We start from the raw sequence: 17846 nt of genomic DNA, 5'->3' as shown, positions 1-17846 counted from the left end.
CTCTATAACGAATAGTCTATCATGCTTTATTTAATTTGTCCAGAAAAATAATCATAATATTATAAAAAAATAATCATAAATAATCTTTAAAGATAAGATATTCTACAGATAGAGTTCCTTTTTTTTATACTTATCTTTTTTCCTTAAAATATTTTAAAAGTTTTAAGTGTAAATTATTTCTTCTTTGCCTCATATTCGGAAAGGCCGATAAAATATGCCCCTTGTTTTTTTCGGCAATAAGTTTAAGTTGTTCCTGTACTTTTTCATAAGCGGAATATCCGTCTTGTTTTAGTTTTTCACGCAGAAGATTAAAACTTTCTGCAATATTGCTTTCGCTTATTTTTTCATGTATATCAAGCGATTCAAGATGTGCATAGAAATTCTCTGTCAAAGTCTTAATATGTAAGAGTGCATCATGAAGACCGATTAGGGCTTTAAGCGTAAAAATAAAGTCAGCAATAAAAATAAAAAGTAAGGCTTTTGAAATAATCAAAATAAATAAATCTGGTATTTGATTTATATATTTTGAAATAAAAGGATTTATTACATACATTAACGCAAGCCCCAATATTCCAAAAAGGGTCGAGTTAAGAGCACAAACCCTTCCGTTAATATTCAGTTTGTGTTTTGAATAATCCCACCACAGGGTATCGAATAAATATTCCAAAATAAAACTTGCAGCGTATTCAAGAGAACTTGTTAAAAGCACGGCAGCAAAAAACAAGACTATAGGATGAGGGATTAAATTTTTTAGCGAAAAAATTAAAATCAAAGCCCCAAAACCGTATATGGGACATATAGGTCCGTAAAGCATTCCTCGGTTTAATACAAACTTTCTCTGTAAAAGCGAGCAATAGACTACTTCACAAAACCATCCGATAAAACTGTAAATAGTGAAATATAAAATTAAATAATCAAATGCCATAATTTCCCTTCTACTCTTAAAATTAAGTTATCCTGTTTTAAGGCCTTACGCAATGAAGGTGCTCCGCTTGTAGATACTGAAATTTTAAGCACACTTTCTATTTTTATGTTTTTAAAAATTTCCAATTCTTTTTTATTTGCGGGGAAGCAAAATTCTTTTCCGTTTATTTCTAAAACTTCATCTTGGGATAAGGGCTTTTTTCTGGCGAGGCTTATTGTCCACAAATTTGTTTTGTATAAGCCTTTTGAAATTTTTAGATTAAGTTCAAGCTCTGTGCAAATAAAATGAGAAGAGTAATAATCTTTTCCCGTAAAGCGGTAAAGTTTTTTTGTAAATGGAATTTCGTTTTTTTCTCCGTTTAGTTCTAAAATGCTATCTTGAGGAATATCTAAATTTAATTCTTTACAAAGTTTTTTTGCGCACCCTTGAGAAGGCGCTTTTGATTTGAAAAAGCTGCCTATTTTCTTTAAGACCTCGGCTTCAAATGCGACCACGGAGCCGTCACCCTTTGGGCCGATATTCAAAAGATAATTACCTCCCATAGCCCTTACCCTTATAAGGCTTTCTATAAGCTCTTGGGCCTTTTAATTTTTATCGCCCCGTCTTTGCCATGAACGGTAGCCCCATGTTTCATGGTAAATTGAAGCAGGGGTTTGCCAAGGAACATTTAAACTTCTATCAGGAAATTTGTTATCCCCCATTGTACAAAAATCTCCGCAGTCATTCCATATACGGCCGTTTATCATCGTATCGGGCTGAAGCTTTTGAGCAAGAGCTCTTACTTCTTCACTTTGCTTTTTTGTCGGGAAACCCATATCCATCCAAAGCTCGCAAAGAGGGCCGTAATTTGTAAATAGTTCTTTCAGCTGTTCAATATTAAATTTCTGATGCTTGGGCGGAATTTTATCGCTGTTATGATCGCTTATAGGAAGAGCGAATTCGCAGTTCCAATCTATCCACGAAAAATAAAGCCCGAACTTTAAACCGTTTTTTTTACATGCTTGAGAAAGCTCTGCAATAAGGTCTCTTTTTGCAGGAGCCTTCACCGAATTATAATCGGTAGTCTTTGTATCAAAAAGACAAAAGCCGTCATGGTGCTTTGCCGTGATAATTATGTATTTCATTCCTGCAGCTTTTGCAAGAGCACATATTTTTTCTGCATCGAAATTCTTACAGGTAAATTTATTTTGTAAGGCCTTATATTCTTCTTTAGGAATTTTACCGTGACTTAAAATCTGTTCACTATAACCGCGCTTTACCGGCTCACCCTTCCACACACCTCCGCATAAAGAATAAAGCCCATAATGAATAAACATCCCAAAACCTAATTTTTGCCACTGTGTAATTTTATCCGGTTTCATAAGATTGAGTATATAGGATAGAATGAGAGATTTCAAGTGAGCAAGAATAGGCTTAAAACCAAAAAAATTTAACGTCCGCGTAACATCCGTTACCGACTTCTATTCATAAAATGCTTATAATTTACTCAAACCTTTGATGAATAGGAGAATACTATGGACACTATGTTTTGTTTTCAATGTCAGGAGACATTTAAAAATTCAGGCTGCGTAAGGGTCGGAGTATGCGGGAAAAACCCCTTAGTTGCAGGATTACAGGACTTTCTTATCTGGGGAACAAAAAAGCTTTCCGAGGTGACAAGTTATATGAGGGAAAACGGGATTAAGGTTGAAAAAGAAATTAACCACATCGTAAGCACAAACCTTTTTGTTACAATAACTAATGCAAATTTTGATGAAAAAGCAATTAACAACAGAATAAATATTACTCTTAAAGCAATCCATGATTTGCATAGTTCCTTAAACAGACCACTTGATCCGGAGATACAAGCTCATCTTGATTCGGATATACCGAAAAGGTTGGGCAAGGCCATGACAATAGGTGTTTTGCAGACAAAAGACCCCGATAAGAGATCTCTAAAAGAGCTTATTATCTATGGTCTAAAGGGGCTATGTGCCTATGTAAAACATGCTAACGCCTTAGGCTATGAAGACGAAGAGGTTGATGCCTTTATTCAAAAAACGCTTTCAATGCTCATAGATGAAAATTTGAGTGTTGATGAACTTATTTCTCTTACCTTAAAGACAGGAGAAGCAGGAGTTAAGGGAATGGCTCTGCTGGATAGCGCCAACACAGGCAGCTACGGTAATCCCGAAATAACCGAAGTTTCGATAGGTGTAAGAAATAATCCGGGCATCCTTGTATCGGGGCATGATCTAAAAGATATCGAAATGCTTCTTGAGCAAACTGAGGGTACAGGAGTTGATGTTTATACTCACTCCGAAATGCTCCCTGCTAATTATTACCCAAAACTAAAAAAATATAAGCATCTTGCAGGTAATTACGGTAATTCGTGGGCAAAACAGGCTTCCGAATTTGAAAGTTTTAACGGCCCAATCCTTATGACAACCAACTGTATAATTCCTACGAAGGCTTCCTATGTATCAAGAATGTACACGACAAATGCAGCAGGACATCCCGGCTGTGTTCATATCGAAGCCGATGAATACGGTCATAAGGACTTTTCCGAAATTATAAAAAAGGCAAAATCCTGCCCGCCTCCAAAAGAAATTGAAAGCGGAAAGATTATAGGCGGCTTTGCTCACGCCCAAGTTTTTGCTCTTGCCGACAAAATTGTCGAAAGCGTCAAAAACGGGGATATTAGGAAATTCATAGTAATGGGCGGCTGCGACGGCAGACACACAACAAGGTCTTATTATACGGATTTTGCGGAGGCTCTTCCAAAAAATACCGTCATTCTGACGGCAGGCTGTGCAAAATACAGGTATAATAAACTAAATCTTGGAGATATAAACGGAATTCCAAGGGTATTGGATGCAGGACAATGCAATGATTCTTATTCCCTTGCCCTTATAGCTCTTAAGTTGAAGGAAATATTTAACCTAAGCGATATTAATGATTTACCTATAATTTTTAATATAGCATGGTACGAACAAAAAGCCGTTATAGTACTCTTGGCCCTATTGTTCTTAGGCGTAAAAAACATACACCTTGGGCCTACTATTCCCGGCTTCCTTTCCCCCAATGTAAAGGATGTTTTAATAAGCAAATTCGGATTATCGGGAATCTCTTCAATAGAAGATGATATAAAACATTTTTTCGGTTAGAAACATAATCGGGAGGACAGGCTAAGGGCTTTTATTGATAAGCCCTTAGCTAAAGTCTTCGAGTTTATCAAGGTTGACAATGATGGTATCTTTTTCGATTTTTAAAAGCCCATCTTTTTGCATGCTCATAAGCTCGCGGGATAAAGATGGCCGAGGAACTGCCAAGTATTCGGCCATAGCCTCCCTGTTTAGGTTTAGCTCAACCTTTGAACTTCCTTCAGCCTGCTGCAATAAATAGAGGGCTATCTTTTGACGAAGACTGAATGAAGAAAAAATAAGAAGCTTTTGGTTTAAAAAATAAGCTTTATGAGCTAAAATATTTAATAGGTTTTTTAGAACCTTAAAATGAGTTTCGGAGTACGCTCCGGCACCAAAGACCCCTTCTATGGGGAGACAAAGAATTTCGGCATCGCTAATTACACGGCATGAGTAATCGTAAACAGCCGAATCCAAAAGAGCATAGACTTCGGCAAAAACCGTACCGGGGTTTTCAAAGCGGTTTACAATAAGCCGCTTTCCATCGGCAGTGTTTTTTTCGATTTGAACGATACCCGATTTTAAAACAAAGAAAAAAGCGGGAGTATCGCCCTCAAAAAAGATAAAGGCATCTTTTTTATAGTTGAGGGTTTTAGCCTTGGTATTTTTTAAATATTTTTCCGCTTCTTGAGCGGGTATATTTTTAAAAATAGGATTCATACTTTTAATTTCGGGTTATTTTGATTTTAACTTGATTATATATCGGAGGATTATAATGAATAAATATTTTAATATGGATGAAAGTGTTTTTGATATTACCGAACGCTTTCCTGAAACGATAAGATACTTGGCAGAAAAAGGTTTTACCCCTCTTACCAATCCCCTTATGCGCAAAATAATGGGGAAAAAGATTAGTCTTGAAAAAGCCCTTTTAACGAAGAGTCTTGATATCGGCTTGTGCGAAAAAGAGCTTATTGAAGTTATCGAACAAAATAAAAATATCGGTTTTGCCGAAATAGATTTAAGCTTAGAAAAGAAAGACGCACAAAACACCGGTTATGATGACGGCAAAAAAAATATAAGGATTGAGGGAGTTCTTCCATGTCCTATAAGAATCCCCTTGCTTGAAGCCTTTAAAGAATTTCATTCCAAGTATATTGAAGAAAATAAAGATGAGCTTGAAAAACAAAACTATAAAATCAGCTATGATCTTCGTTCCGCAAACCTCGGAATCGACTGGATAATAAAAGAAGCTCAAACAGGAAAAAAAGAAAACCTTCCCGATATTCTCCTTTCTGCAGGGTTTGAGCTTTTTTTCGACAAAAAACTAATGGGCTCCTTTATCGAAAACAAAGATTTTCATTGTTCAATCGAAAAAATGAATAAGGACTTTTGCAACGATTATATAGACCTTAGAGACGGCAAAAAAAACTATGCAATTATCGGGGTAGTTCCCGCAGTAATGATTGTAAACACCGAGCTGTTAAGAGGAAGAAAAATGCCCGAAACTTGGGCAGACCTCCTCTTACCCGAATTTGAAAATTCGGCAGCAATCCCCTTCAGCGATTTGGATTTGTTTAATTCGGTAATCCTAAATATTTACAGCCGTTTCGGAGATGAAGGTATAAAAAAATTGGGCAGGGCTTGCCGCACCTCTCTTCATCCGGCACAAATGGTAAAGGGAAAAGCGTCTCTGGTTTTAAAAAATCCTAAATCCGTTGTCAATGAACCTCCTGCCGTAAACATAAGCCCCTACTTTTTTTCAAAGATGATAAAAGAAGATTCGGCATTAAAAACTGTTTGGCCCAAAGACGGGGCTATAGCGGCTCCGATTTTTATGCTCGTAAAAAAAGAAAATGAGGCTCTGACCAAGGCCTTTGCGGATTTCTTCCTTTCAGAAAAAACCGGAAGGGTATTTTCCGAAAGCGGTTTTTTCCCGTCAACGAATCCCGATGTCGATAACCGTTTAGGCGAGGATAAAAAATTTTCTTGGGTAGGTTGGGACTTTATTTATCAAAACGATATAGGTTCTCTTTTGGAAAAAATCAAAACCGATTTTGAAACAGCTGCCGGAAAAATTTAAGGTCTGTGTAACATCCGTTACAGACCTCGTCACATAGATTTGTTATATTATATTTATGAACTTAATAATATTTTCAGGCCCGCCATCGTCGGGCAAAACAAGCGTAATCTTAAAAACAATAGATGCCTTAAAAAAACAAAATATAAAAACGGGGGCGGTAAAATTCGACTGCCTTTATACTGATGATGACCTTCTATATCAAAAGGCCGGAGTTCCCGTCCAAAAAGGAATCTCCGGCTCCCTATGTCCCGACCACTTCTTTGTGTCAAACATAGAGGAGGCCGTGCAATGGGGAATCAAGGAAGGGCTTGACCTTTTGGTAAGCGAGTCCGCAGGGCTTTGTAACCGCTGTTCCCCCTATATAAAAAATATTTTAGGTATCTGCGTAATCGATAACCTGTCGGGGATAAATACGCCAAAAAAAATAGGCCCTCTTTTAAAGTCAGCCGACATCGTAGTTATCACAAAGGGAGACATCGTTTCTCAAGCTGAACGCGAAGTTTTTGCGGCAAGGGTAAATGCCGTAAATCCTAGGGCGGTCATCATGCATGTAAACGGTCTTACGGGCCAAGGAGCCTTTGAGCTCAGCACCCTTTTAAGGGATAAGGCCGAAGAAATTTCTACGGTACAAGGAATGGAGCTCCGCTTTCCCATGCCTGCTGCCCTTTGCTCTTATTGTTTGGGTGAAACAAGAATAGGAGAAAATTTCCAGATGGGAAATATCCGCAAGATGAAAATTGCCGAAGAACAGGGGAGAAAAAATGAACAATGAATTTTATTTAAGTGATGAAAATACAGAGGTTAAAAAACTTTCTGAAAAATCGATTCAAGATATTTTAAGCGAATACCCTTTTATCGAAGATTTTATCAAGGAAAACCGCTTGATTGAAATAGGTATTTTAAAAAACAAAGAGCAGACTCTAAAAGATTTTTTACAATCGCTTTCCGATGAAGTTTGTGAAGAAGAAGCAATAAACAGAGAAGAACTATACTCTGCATTTTTTGAATACATAATTCAAATGAAGTCCTTCCTTAATTTGGAAAATGCAAACGAGGTTCACAGCCTCACAATTCTTCCCGGAACAAACAAGTCAGGCAAAACCGAAAACTTTGATGAGCTTACCCTTTATACCTCTCAAATTATTTCGATTGTAGGCCCGACAGGTTCCGGAAAATCAAGGCTCCTTGCCGACATCGAATGGACTGCTCAAAAGGATACCCCTACAAACCGCAGCATTTTAATTAACGGTAAAACACCCGATAAGACAATCCGTTTTTCGGTAAACAATAAACTTGTGGCTCAGCTCTCGCAAAATATGAACTTTGTAATGGATTTATCCGTCAAAGAATTTATCGAGCTCCATGCGGAAAGCCGTCTTATCCAAGACAAAGAAGGGACGGTAAAAAATATCATAGAGGCGGCAAACAATCTTGCAGGCGAAAAATTTAATTTGGATACTCCAATAACGGCCTTGAGCGGAGGACAGTCGAGGGCTCTTATGATTGCGGATACGGCTATTTTAAGCTCCTCTCCCATCGTCCTCATAGACGAAATAGAAAATGCAGGTATTGACCGCAAAAAAGCCTTGGAACTCTTGGTTTCAAAGGAAAAAATTGTTTTAATGGCCACACATGATCCGGCTCTGGCCCTCTATGCGGATAAGCGAATAGTTATCAAAAACGGAGGAATAGCATCCGTTATAGAAACTTCAAAAAAAGAAAAAGAAATTCTTGCCGAGCTTGAAATTATGGATGCAAAAATCCAAAATATGAGAACAAGGTTAAGGGCAGGAGAAGAGCTTGGGCTTACAGGCTAGAGGAGAATGATAAATCGGGAACTTCAAAATCGCAGCTAAAATTGCTCTTTATGCGTTTTTTAATTTTTCCCAAAGTTCTGAAATCTTTTCGATGATTATTTCCTTTTCTACCTTGCCAGAAATATAGGCATCGGAAAGTTTTTTTAGCTCAGGTAAATCTTCTTTAAAGATTTCAAACTTTGACAGAGGCAGGGCCTTTGCATCATACTCAATGCAAAGGCTTCCTGTCCTCTCATTCCTTTCAATTTTGCTGACAGCCTTATGAGAAGAGGCGGCCTTTTCAAAAGCTTCAAAAATATCCTTATCTTTTATCATCTCGCCCCTGAGCCTTATATGCCCGGGAAAAAAACTTGAAACAGTCATTACTTCCTCCGATTAAATAGATTCGGCAAGGGGCTGCTCATAGCTTCTCATTGCAGACATACCTATGGCAACCGTCGAACCGTTATGAACTAAGGCCGCTGTAGCCGGAGGAATTGAGCCCGCAAGTTCCCCTGCAATGAGGGCTGAGTTAATGCCGATAATCGCCTTATTGTTTACATTGATTCTTTTGATCAAGCCCGTTGCTATACGCCTTAAAACGGGTAAGGCCTTTAGCCCGTCATCGGGCAAAAGAATGTCGGCGGTTTCTCCTGCTATCGAGGAAGCTTGTCCCATTGCAATGCCTACATCCGCTTCCGACAGGGCGGGAGAATCGTTTATCCCGTCGCCTATCATAACGATTTTTTTACCCTCCGCTTTTAACTCTTTAATAAAATCGGCCTTTGTATCGGGAAGAGCTTGAGCATGATAACGGTCGATGCCTGTCTTTTCGGCTATACTGCCTGCGGTTTGGGGGCCGTCCCCTGTCAGCATAATTATGTTTTTTATTCCCAGTTTGTGAAGCTCTGAAACAACTTCTTTTGCCTCAGAGCGAACAGGATCTTCTATCGCAATGATACCGGCAAGTTCTTTTCCTATCGATAAATATAACTGGGAACAGCCGCTCTTCGACAAATCTTCAATAGCTTTTTCGGCTTCTTCCGTTTTTGGAATACCTTCATCATCGAATATAAAATGAGCGCTTCCTATACGCAGCTCCTCTCCTTTTAAGGTAGAAGCAAGGCCATGGGCTAAAATATAGGAAACTTTTGTATGTTCTTCTCTGTGTTTAATTCCCCTGTTTTCGGCTTCCCGTACAACGGCCCTTGCAAGTGAATGTGGAAAATGCTCTTCAAGACAGGCCGCTATTTTTAATACATTTTTTTCCGGCCTGCCGCCGAAGGTAATTATCTTTTTAACCGAGGGCTGTGATTCCGTAAGAGTTCCCGTCTTATCGAATACGATTGTATCGGCATGGGCAAAGTCTTCTAAAAACTTTCCGCCCTTTACGGTAATACCATGCTCTGCACAGTTTTTCATGGCCGAAAGCACGCAGACAGGAGCAGATAACTTCATCGCACAAGAATAGTCGACAAGAAGAGTCGAGGCTGCCTTTGCAAAGTTACGGGTAAAGGCGTAGGTTAAGCCTGCAAGTAAAAAGTTATAAAAAACAAGTTTATCCGCAGTTCTTTCGGACTTGATTTGAGAAGCCGCCTTCAAAGATTGAGAGCGGTCAATCATATCGGCTATCTTGCTCACTCTGGTTTCCCGTCCGCAAGCTTTTACGCATACATGAATTTCCCCCTCCTCAACGACGGTAGAAGCAAAAACAGTATCTCCCGAAACCTTGTGCACGGGAAGGCCTTCTCCCGTCATTGAAGCTTGATTAACGGAAGCCTCGCCCGATACGACCGTTCCGTCCGCGGGAATAACCGACCCTATCCTAAGAATAACCGTATCTCCGGCTTGAAGAAGATTGGCTGAAATTTCAGTTTCATTTCCGTCTTTTAGAACATGAACAGTTTCTTTTGTATTTAAAAAGCTCCGGGTTAAATTTTCATAGGACTTTCGGCGGGTATACTCTTCCAAGATTTCGCCCATTTCAAGCATCATTGCGATGGTACCGGCTGTGTTTAGGTCTCCCGTCGCATAGGAAAGAGAAAGAGCCGTTGCATCTAAGGTTTCGGCACAAAAGGGCCTGCCTCTTTTCAAGGCTCTCATTCCGCCTTTTACGCGGGGCATAATTGAAAAAAGAGCCAATATCTTGCGGACAGGAATAGGTAAAAGCCTGCGCATAAAAAATTCCGCAAGCAGCATTCCCAGAGAAACCGTTAAACTCTCGCTTACTATCGGTTCATCCACACTCGCTAATAGTTCTTCATTTTCAAGGTAAGAAGAATTTAGAGCTCTTATATAAGAAAGAGCTTCGGCTTCGCTTATCCCTGAATATTCAATTAATATACTTCCTGAAACAGGATTTACACTTATCGATCTTATACCTTCTTGCAAAGACACAAGGGTTTCTACAAGAACGGCTTGTTTGCGGCTTAAACCTCTCCGGCTATACCTTAAACGCAAACGCCCAGGGAGGCGGTGAGCAATACAAAAATTCATAAAGATTTAAAAAATCAGATTAGTTTGCTGCCGAAGCGGCTTCTTTGTTATAAGCTGCTTCCGCCATTATATCTTGAGCGTCTTCTTTTACGGTTTCAACGAAAGCGGCTGCGTCGTCTTTTAATTTTAAGCCGGCCCCAACTACCTTGGCACAAGCCTTTTTAAAATTAGCGTTTCTGGCTAAAAGAACTGCGGCTCCGCCTGCAACAACACCGAGTGCAAATGCTCCCCATTTAGTCATATATACCTCCAATAATGCGATGTTTTGTGCTTTGCACAAAACTCGTCAGATAAACAGTAAGGCAGAATTTCTGCCGAGCTGTTTATCATACCTCCAATAATCCTATCTTTGTAGGGCGTATTTTATCATTTTTTTATTATATTTACAAGCAGTCGCATTGCCTCAAGTTAAATCTAACCGAAAAAAAAGAAGAATAAAATTCAAAAGTAGAATTTTATTCGTGCGGAGGGTTTAATACCCCGACGCTCGCGTCGGGGTTGTTGATTCCTCTTAATTTTTATACTTTAAATCTTTCAACCTCGCTTACGAGATTGCCGATATTTTCTTTATTTTTTTGCGAAATGATATTGACTTCTTGAGTTGCTTCATTTATTTGGAGTGCACCTGCTGCCATTTCATTCATGCTTGCAGTGATAACTCTTGTAAGGTCATCAAGTTTTTGCATTTCAACGGCAATGTTTTTTCCTCCCTCAAGCATTTCGGCTGAGCCGTCATTTACCTGCGAAGTTATTAAATTGATATTATGAATTGCCGTCAAGACTTCACGGCCTCCGTTTTCTTGCTCTTTCATTGCAAGCATAAGAGTTTCACTCATCTTTTTTACCTGCTCAGATAAAGCGAAGATGCTGTCAAATTTTTCTTCGGCCAATTTTGAAGAAGACGAAAGGTTTTCAATTTCTTTGCTTAAAATCTTTAATGTTGAAGTTATTGTTTTTCCCTGTGAACTTGATTCTTCTGCGAGTTTTCGAATTTCGTCGGCAACAACGGCAAAGCCTTTTCCGGCTTCTCCGGCATGAGCTGCTTCAATAGCTGCATTCATGGCAAGGAGGTTTGTTTGACTTGCTATATGCTGGATAACGCTTGAAGCTTCTAAAAGACCGCCCGATTCCTCCGAAATTTTTTGAGTTACGGTATTTGATAGTGAAAGAGTTTCTTTTCCTTCTGCTGTAGCTCCTGCAAGATTTTTGATTGCGTCATCCGTTCTTGCAAGAGTCTGAGTTATGGAGCTTATGTTTCCTACCATTTGCTCTATTGCCGATGAGGATTCGGCTACACTGGCAGCTTGAGATTCTATCATGCCGTTTAATTGTGCGATAGTTTTAATAATCTGTTCGATAGTCGCTGAGGTCTCGGTAACGCTCGCAGCCTGTGTAAGGGCTTGTTGTTTTACTCCTTCTATGTTTGTGCTTATTTGATGGATGGCGCTTGCCGTTTCCGTCATATTACTTGCAAGTTCATTTCCTATCTGTTCCATTTCCTGAGTGCCTGAACCTACCGTTTTGATTGAGTTACCGATTTTTTCAATTGTTTTGTTAAAATATTTTGATAAATCGGCTATTTCATCATTTCGTTTAATAGGTAAGCATACTCTTAAATCTCCATCGCCATCTGCAATATTTTTAAGAGCCTGAACTGTTGATGTAATGGGCTTTACTATTGTAAGGGCTATAACAGCCGTAAGTATAATAGATATAATCAATATGGTAATGCCTATAATTCTGATTGTGATTTTTAAGGGCCTTAGACTGCTGGTAAGTTCATGAACAGGAGCACTGATTATTACTTTCCAGTTTTTCGTTTTCATAGGAGAATAAGCGGCTATTTCTTTTAGTCCTTCATATACAAATCTAGCTAAACCTGCTTCAGAAGATGCTAAAACTTTTTGTTCAAAATCGGCAATACTCTTAAGTTCAGGGTTGGATATAGCGCTTTTAATGCTGTTTTCTTGGTTTTTAACCAGTTCTATGTCCTTATCGGCAATCGTTGTTCCTGAAGCATCGATAATGTAGCAGCCGCCCGTTTCTCCTACTACAATGTCATCAATTATATCATTAAGAGATAAGCCGCTAACAACGGCACTAAACACACCTAAAATATTGTGTTCATCATCATAAATAGGTACGGAAAATATAATTTGCAGTTCACCTGTTGTACGGCTTATAAGCGGCTCAGAAATAAAATTATTGCCTTTAATAGCCTCCTTATACCAGTCCCTATCACCGGCAAAAATGGAAGTTCCGTCAGCATAATATATCGTCCCGTTTTTATCGGAAATACCAAAGTATTCTATAGTATTATTCCGAGCTGCGTCTTTTTGTAAAGCCCTTGCTTTTTCATAAAAAGTGAGGCCGGAGTCGCGCAGTGTCGGAATACGGGCAAGACCTTCCAAAAAATATAATAAGGCATTGGCCCGGCCGTCGACAATTTCTGCCGTATCCTTTGCCTTCATTATTAAGGCCTCTTCAATTTTTCCCATTAAGGCATTTCTTGCTACAAATAAAGCAGAGGCTCCCATCGTAAATCCTCCTATCAGGATTAACGTACCAAAAAAGAAAACCAATTTTCTTAAGATAGAAAACCGTATTCCTTCCTTCTGATAAATTTTTTCAGCTACCATAATTTAGAGTTCCTTTCAAATGTTATTTTAAAAACTATTTGTAATTGATTTTTATTGAATGTACATTAAGAATTGGCAGGAGTGATTATACATGATTTTTTTTATTTTTGCTAGGTGTTTATGTAATAAATAAATGAAAAAGATTATAATGGAGAAAATTTATAAAATAGAAATTTATAGCCGATAGGTTTTTACGAGCCTGTAGATTTGTATTTCGAAACTCCGAGCCGCCAAAAAAGATAAGCAGGAATCAAAACCAAAAATGAAAGAAGGGGTAAAAAGGCGAGAGCAGGATTTTTGTATTTATCGAATAAGAACAAAAGCGGATAATATTGGAAAAGGGCATAAGGAATTATAAATGTGCAAAAGCGTAAAATTTTATTTCCGTATATTGAGACAGGGTATGAGGCAAAGGTTCTGGCTCCGTCGGTAAAGATATTCATAAACTCAAGGCTTTGTATGGTAAAAAAAGAAATAGCTGCATAGATTAAAAAGAGCCCTGAAAATACTGCTATACCTCCTAAGAGCATTGATATAATTGTAAACACCTTTAAAAAAGACCAATCTATAGCTCCGAATCTTAAACCGTAAAAAAATAAAATGACGGCTATGAGCAATCTTCCTATCCTTGAAAATTCGAATTTACTTCCCAGTACTTGAAGGGGTAAATTTCGGGGACGCAAAAGAAGTCTGTCAAAGTCTCCGGTTATAATCAGTGTAGAAAATGAATCAAAGCCTCTTGCATAGCTTTCGGTAATGGCAAAACTTAACTGCATTATTGAATAGCAAAAAACAACTTCGGCAAAGGAAAAACCTTTTATGGACTGAAAGCGTGCAAATAAAAAATAAAGAGCTGCCGCGCTGTTACATGTTAAAAGGAATTGCCCCAAGCAGGATAAAAAAAATGAAGCCTTGTATTGCATTGTGCTTTTTAAAAGAATGCCTAGATATTTAAAATAAAGTTTTAAGCCTTTCATAATTATTTTAAAATTTTAATTTAGCCTCCTTGCACTACCAACCTTTTTTCTGCTGCTCTTGCAATAATTTTTCCCGATAAAAATAAAACGAGGAGCCAGAAGACTTGTAAGAGTATTTTTTTACCTGCATCGGCAGGTAAAATATCGTAAGAAAAAATTCTTAAAGGAATATTTTGAATTCCCGTAAAGGGAGAAAATTCCAAAATCTTTTTTATTGTTTCAGGGAAAAAAGGAATAGGGATTATCTGCCCCATGAGCATCTCGGAGGCCGAGAAAAATACTATTTGAAGCCCCTTGGGAGAAACCGTAAAAAAGCAAAGCACATATATCAGGCAGGTAAAAGCTGCCGCCGTGCAAAGCCCCAATATCATAGAAGCTATAAATATAAAAAAGGTAATAGGATCGGGCATTATCAAACGGTAAGGCTGAGGTAAAAGTGAGGCAACTATTAAAACCGGAAAACATCTTAAAAGACCTCTTGCAAGTCTTAATGCAACCGAGCGGGTAAACCAAAGATTGTATATGTTTATCGGTTTAGACATTTGATATGCGATAGAGCCCGAAACAATCGAATCGGTTATATCACTTTCAAATGTCCACATTGCAAAAAACGCTAAGAAGGCCTGCTGCATCCAAATATAAGAAACAAAAGCAGAAAAGCCCATAGGAAAATTTTCCGGAGAAGATTCATAAAAGGCTTTAAATAAAATGATATTTAAAGTTCCCCAAGCAAATTGAGTTGAGATACCGGCAAGAGCTGCTGCCCTGTATTGTAAGTTTGCGATAAAGCGTATTTTAAAAAAAGAAAGATATTTTTTCATAAGCCGTACAGCCCTTTAACAATTTTTTTTATAAAATTCGGCAAGGCTTTCATCCAAAGATAAGGAATCCTTCTTAATGTCTTTTAATGTGCCGTCCAAAAGAATCCGTCCTTTGTCTATTAAAATAATTCGCTCGGTAATTGCTTCTATATCCTGCATATCATGGGTTGTTAAAATAATAGTCGTTTTATTTTTTCTGTTCAGTTCCGAAATAAATTTTCTCACCGTCAATTTTGAAAGAGCATCAAGTCCGATTGTCGGTTCATCCAAAAAAAGAATTTTGGGACTGTGTAAAAGCGAGGCTGCAATTTCGCACTTCATCCTTTGGCCTAAAGAAAGTTGACGGGAAGGTGTTTTGACAATTTCTTTTAATTCTAAAAGATTGATCAGCTCTTCCAAATTGTTTTGAAAAATATTTTGGGGCACAGAATAAATATCCTTTAAAAGCTCAAAGGAATCTATAACTGGAATATCCCACCAAAGTTGAGTTCTTTGCCCGAAAACTACGCCGATGTTTTTTACATATTCCACTCGCTTTTTCCATGGAACAAGGCCTGCAATTTCGCAAGTTCCCGAATCGGGAGTAAGGATTCCGCATAACACCTTTATGGTAGAACTCTTTCCGGCTCCGTTCGGTCCGATGTAACCTACGGTTTCTCCTTCGCTAATCGAAAAAGAAATATCGTTTAAGGCTTTTACATATTCATAGTCTCTCTTAAAAAGAGCCTTTGCAGCTTCTTTTAAGCCCTTATTTCTTTTTGCGACCTTGTATGTTTTGCAAATATTTTGAACCTTAATCATTTTTTTTCCATAGAAATCTTACAGGGGCGGTATAATATCATTAAAAAGAAACTTGGTCAATAGAAAATTCAAGTGCGATGTAATTTCTCCGAAACTATAGCTATGAGAAAGCGGATTTTTTATATCTTTATTTTTGGTTTATCGTTTTTATTTTTTTCTTGTTTGAGTTTTTTTGTACGGCCTCCTCATTTAATAGAAAGCCGGGGCAGATGCTCGGCTGAGGATTTAACCGTTTTTTTTATGAGCCAAAACCCCAAGGCCGATAGGGCGAAGGTAAAACGGCTGGCTCAATTTTATATAGAAGAATCAGAGACGGAAGGAATAAATTCGGATATTGCTTTTTCGCAAATGTGTTTGGAAACAGGTTTTTTGCGTTTCGGAGGTTTGGTAAGCGAGGAGATGAATAATTTTTGCGGACTGGGCTCACTCGGAGACGGAAAAAAAGGAGAAAGTTTTCCAAGCGAAAAGACGGGAGTTTTAGCCCATGTTCAGCACTTAAAGGCCTATGCTACGGCTAAGACCCTTGTCCGCCCTCAGGCTGATCCGCGATACAAATATGTTAATCCTAAGGGGAAGGCTCCTACAATTTACGGGCTTGCCGGAACTTGGGCATCAGATCCGAATTACGGCAAAAAGCTTGAAAACATATTGACAAGATTGTACAAATCGGTTTATTAAGCGAAGCGGTTTTATTCAATGTAGAGACTCTTTTAAACTTATCAAATTCTTTCTATAGAGATGTCTGAAAGTTCGGTTGCCTTTGTAAACATATCCTTGATTATTCTATAAGAACCTAAGCCGGCAAACAAAAAGCCGAGACCTAAGCTGGGAAGAATGGATTTTATAAAGACCGGATCGGCAAAAAATACCGGAGAGAATTTTACAAAGGATAAAAAATCTAAGCTGACCTCTTTTTGGACTGCTAAAAACAAGCCTATGTATTCGGCAAACAGCAGAGCAAAAACTATCGCAATGATATTTATTATAGCACCTGTTTTGGTTGCCTTTCCTTTTCCAAAATTATAACCGTAAAATGCAGAGTAGGCTATAAAATATCCTGCAATGGATGCATAAAAACCGAAATAGCCTATTAAGATCCAAGCTAAAGAGCCGACTAAGGCGCCTATAATACAGCACAAGGCTCCGATTAAATAATTATTCGGTTCATTGTTTACTTTTTCCATCTTAGTTTTAAAATTATCTACACATCCGGAGCATAAGAAGGTTGGGACATCTTTGATTTTATAAGCATTTGTTTCCCGTATTTTATTACATGAAAAGCAAACATCGTGTGATTCTAACTTTGTTAAAAGATCGGAAAGATCTTTTAAGAAAAATTCAAACTCGGAATCGTTGTTACTGTAGGTATAGGTCAAGGATAACAAATCTTCATCCATATTAAAGGTTTTTATCTTTCCCATCTTTTTTTGCTCATCTAAAAAAGCGAATAGGTCTCCCTTTGCTCCGCTTACGGCACAAGAAGTTTTAAGAACAAGTTCTTGATTGGTTGATTTATCTTGCCTAATAAGAAATTTATTATTGCCTATATTTCCTGTCCAAATACCGTTTACATTTTTAAAAAAGAAACGGTTAAGTATTTTTTCCACATTGTCTGTCATTTAAATAGCTCCAAATATTTTATCGCCCTTATTCTATCAAAAAATAAAATAAAAAACAAGATAAAGTTTTTTAAGTACCGGATTTAGACTGATGAACATACTTTTTTAAAAAGCCGGCGATGAATCTTGTACCGCAAGAAAATAAAGCAAGTCCTATGCCTGAATATAGGGGGCCGATTACATAATCGGGGGCAAGGTTTAATTTTCGTACAATAGTTCCGCCTGTCATCATTACAAACATAATAATATAAGATTTAAGATCAAAGAACTGCCAGATGTACCCCCTCTCATCCATCGTATCTCTTATCCGCTCTACATGTTTGAAAACAAGATTTCTAAAAATGATCCAATAAAATATAAAAAAAATAACTAGGCTTAAAATAAAGGCAATAGAACTTTTCATGGCAAATAGAATAGGGGCTCCGGTTTTAAAAACCATAGTGCCTGCAAATAATCCATAAGATACCGGCAATTAAAACAAGATAATTTTTGGGGATAGTAAACATTTCTTTTTTCATTTTAACCTCTTTAATAAAATGATCTATCTACCTAAGAGCAGTCTTTATA

At 37.9% G+C, this 17846-nt stretch carries 16 protein-coding genes and 1 pseudogene; 5 read left to right on the top strand and 12 right to left on the bottom strand.

From position 1 onward, the window contains the following. Positions 1 to 130 precede the first annotated feature (130 nt). Positions 131 to 925, bottom strand: coding sequence for a putative ABC transporter permease (locus tag E4N78_RS12400; protein ID WP_255810847.1), 795 nt, complete (start codon positions 923 to 925; stop codon positions 131 to 133). Further along, positions 907 to 2334: pseudogene (locus tag E4N78_RS12395) on the bottom strand (alpha-L-fucosidase). The gene E4N78_RS12400 and the pseudogene E4N78_RS12395 overlap by 19 nt, the downstream one beginning before the upstream one ends. A 105-nt stretch (positions 2335 to 2439) precedes the next feature. On the opposite strand from E4N78_RS12395, the gene hcp reads away from it, so the two are divergent. Further along, a complete protein-coding gene (hcp, locus tag E4N78_RS12390; protein ID WP_255810846.1) occupies positions 2440 to 4071 on the top strand; it encodes a hydroxylamine reductase in 1632 nt (543 codons plus the stop codon). A gap of 45 nt (positions 4072 to 4116) precedes the next feature. Here the strand turns inward: hcp and E4N78_RS12385 are convergent, their stop codons facing one another. Next, a complete protein-coding gene (locus E4N78_RS12385; protein WP_255810844.1) occupies positions 4117 to 4767 on the bottom strand; it encodes a Crp/Fnr family transcriptional regulator in 651 nt (216 codons plus the stop codon). Between the two features lie 55 nt (positions 4768 to 4822). Between E4N78_RS12385 and E4N78_RS12380 the strand changes: the two genes are divergently transcribed. The 3 genes from E4N78_RS12380 to E4N78_RS12370 are packed head-to-tail and all read left to right on the top strand — an operon-like array spanning position 4823 to position 7947. Then, a complete protein-coding gene (locus E4N78_RS12380) occupies positions 4823 to 6130 on the top strand; it encodes an ABC transporter substrate-binding protein (protein ID WP_255810843.1) in 1308 nt (435 codons plus the stop codon). A gap of 55 nt (positions 6131 to 6185) precedes the next feature. Next, complete coding sequence (locus tag E4N78_RS12375) at positions 6186 to 6902, top strand: GTP-binding protein (RefSeq protein WP_255810841.1); 717 nt, start codon at positions 6186 to 6188, stop codon at positions 6900 to 6902. Then, positions 6892 to 7947: an ATP-binding cassette domain-containing protein gene (locus E4N78_RS12370; RefSeq protein ID WP_255810840.1), complete on the top strand. Its 1056-nt coding sequence runs from the start codon at positions 6892 to 6894 to the stop codon at positions 7945 to 7947. The genes E4N78_RS12375 and E4N78_RS12370 overlap by 11 nt, the downstream gene beginning before the upstream one ends. Before the next feature lie 48 nt (positions 7948 to 7995). Here the strand turns inward: E4N78_RS12370 and E4N78_RS12365 are convergent, their stop codons facing one another. From E4N78_RS12365 to E4N78_RS12335, 7 genes are all read right to left on the bottom strand, one after another. Further along, positions 7996 to 8310 carry a hypothetical protein gene (locus E4N78_RS12365; RefSeq protein ID WP_002681569.1) on the bottom strand — a complete coding sequence of 105 codons (315 nt, stop codon included), beginning with the start codon at positions 8308 to 8310 and terminating at the stop codon, positions 7996 to 7998. Positions 8311 to 8322: 12 nt separating this feature from the next. Then, positions 8323 to 10422 carry a heavy metal translocating P-type ATPase gene (locus E4N78_RS12360; RefSeq protein WP_255810838.1) on the bottom strand — a complete coding sequence of 700 codons (2100 nt, stop codon included), beginning with the start codon at positions 10420 to 10422 and terminating at the stop codon, positions 8323 to 8325. A gap of 19 nt (positions 10423 to 10441) precedes the next feature. Then, positions 10442 to 10663, bottom strand: a complete 222-nt coding sequence (locus E4N78_RS12355; protein WP_255810837.1) for a DUF6110 family protein — start codon at positions 10661 to 10663, stop codon at positions 10442 to 10444. A gap of 277 nt (positions 10664 to 10940) precedes the next feature. Continuing rightward, positions 10941 to 13061 carry a methyl-accepting chemotaxis protein gene (locus tag E4N78_RS12350; RefSeq protein ID WP_255810836.1) on the bottom strand — a complete coding sequence of 707 codons (2121 nt, stop codon included), beginning with the start codon at positions 13059 to 13061 and terminating at the stop codon, positions 10941 to 10943. A gap of 191 nt (positions 13062 to 13252) precedes the next feature. Beyond that, a complete protein-coding gene (locus E4N78_RS12345; RefSeq protein ID WP_255810835.1) occupies positions 13253 to 14038 on the bottom strand; it encodes an ABC transporter permease in 786 nt (261 codons plus the stop codon). A 20-nt stretch (positions 14039 to 14058) separates the two neighbouring features. Next, positions 14059 to 14859, bottom strand: coding sequence for an ABC transporter permease (locus E4N78_RS12340; RefSeq protein WP_255810834.1), 801 nt, complete (start codon positions 14857 to 14859; stop codon positions 14059 to 14061). 15 nt (positions 14860 to 14874) lie between these two features. After that, positions 14875 to 15660 (bottom strand): ABC transporter ATP-binding protein, encoded by a 786-nt coding sequence (locus E4N78_RS12335; RefSeq protein WP_255810833.1) that lies wholly within the window; start codon positions 15658 to 15660, stop codon positions 14875 to 14877. Positions 15661 to 15762: 102 nt separating this feature from the next. On the opposite strand from E4N78_RS12335, the gene E4N78_RS12330 reads away from it, so the two are divergent. Further along, entirely contained in the window at positions 15763 to 16338 is a 576-nt protein-coding gene (locus E4N78_RS12330; RefSeq protein ID WP_255810832.1) for a glucosaminidase domain-containing protein, read from the top strand. Positions 16339 to 16379: 41 nt separating this feature from the next. Here the strand turns inward: E4N78_RS12330 and E4N78_RS12325 are convergent, their stop codons facing one another. Both E4N78_RS12325 and E4N78_RS12320 read right to left on the bottom strand, forming a co-directional pair. Beyond that, positions 16380 to 17279 (bottom strand): MFS transporter, encoded by a 900-nt coding sequence (locus E4N78_RS12325; RefSeq protein ID WP_255810831.1) that lies wholly within the window; start codon positions 17277 to 17279, stop codon positions 16380 to 16382. 70 nt (positions 17280 to 17349) lie between these two features. After that, complete coding sequence (locus tag E4N78_RS12320; RefSeq protein ID WP_255810830.1) at positions 17350 to 17682, bottom strand: hypothetical protein; 333 nt, start codon at positions 17680 to 17682, stop codon at positions 17350 to 17352. Positions 17683 to 17846 lie beyond the last annotated feature (164 nt).

Origin of the sequence: Treponema denticola (assembly GCF_024400535.1) — a bacterium.
GTDB classification, from domain to species: Bacteria; Spirochaetota; Spirochaetia; order Treponematales; family Treponemataceae; genus Treponema_B; species Treponema_B denticola_C.
This window is presented reverse-complemented; position numbering and strand designations above follow the sequence as displayed.

What these genes read in the sequence shown, in the direction of transcription:
- E4N78_RS12385 (WP_255810844.1), bottom strand. Translation starts at nt 4,767, where the DNA reads ATGAATCCTATTTTTAAAAATATACCCGCTCAAGAAGCGGAAAAATAT.
- E4N78_RS12365 (WP_002681569.1), bottom strand. Translation starts at nt 8,310, where the DNA reads ATGACTGTTTCAAGTTTTTTTCCCGGGCATATAAGGCTCAGGGGCGAG.
- E4N78_RS12380 (WP_255810843.1), top strand. Translation starts at nt 4,823, where the DNA reads ATGAATAAATATTTTAATATGGATGAAAGTGTTTTTGATATTACCGAA.
- E4N78_RS12345 (WP_255810835.1), bottom strand. Translation starts at nt 14,038, where the DNA reads ATGAAAGGCTTAAAACTTTATTTTAAATATCTAGGCATTCTTTTAAAA.
- E4N78_RS12340 (WP_255810834.1), bottom strand. Translation starts at nt 14,859, where the DNA reads ATGAAAAAATATCTTTCTTTTTTTAAAATACGCTTTATCGCAAACTTA.
- E4N78_RS12330 (WP_255810832.1), top strand. Translation starts at nt 15,763, where the DNA reads ATGAGAAAGCGGATTTTTTATATCTTTATTTTTGGTTTATCGTTTTTA.
- E4N78_RS12320 (WP_255810830.1), bottom strand. Translation starts at nt 17,682, where the DNA reads ATGAAAAGTTCTATTGCCTTTATTTTAAGCCTAGTTATTTTTTTTATA.
- E4N78_RS12355 (WP_255810837.1), bottom strand. Translation starts at nt 10,663, where the DNA reads ATGACTAAATGGGGAGCATTTGCACTCGGTGTTGTTGCAGGCGGAGCC.
- E4N78_RS12400 (WP_255810847.1), bottom strand. Translation starts at nt 925, where the DNA reads ATGGCATTTGATTATTTAATTTTATATTTCACTATTTACAGTTTTATC.
- E4N78_RS12360 (WP_255810838.1), bottom strand. Translation starts at nt 10,422, where the DNA reads ATGAATTTTTGTATTGCTCACCGCCTCCCTGGGCGTTTGCGTTTAAGG.
- E4N78_RS12370 (WP_255810840.1), top strand. Translation starts at nt 6,892, where the DNA reads ATGAACAATGAATTTTATTTAAGTGATGAAAATACAGAGGTTAAAAAA.
- hcp (WP_255810846.1), top strand. Translation starts at nt 2,440, where the DNA reads ATGGACACTATGTTTTGTTTTCAATGTCAGGAGACATTTAAAAATTCA.
- E4N78_RS12335 (WP_255810833.1), bottom strand. Translation starts at nt 15,660, where the DNA reads ATGATTAAGGTTCAAAATATTTGCAAAACATACAAGGTCGCAAAAAGA.
- E4N78_RS12350 (WP_255810836.1), bottom strand. Translation starts at nt 13,061, where the DNA reads ATGGTAGCTGAAAAAATTTATCAGAAGGAAGGAATACGGTTTTCTATC.
- E4N78_RS12325 (WP_255810831.1), bottom strand. Translation starts at nt 17,279, where the DNA reads ATGACAGACAATGTGGAAAAAATACTTAACCGTTTCTTTTTTAAAAAT.
- E4N78_RS12375 (WP_255810841.1), top strand. Translation starts at nt 6,186, where the DNA reads ATGAACTTAATAATATTTTCAGGCCCGCCATCGTCGGGCAAAACAAGC.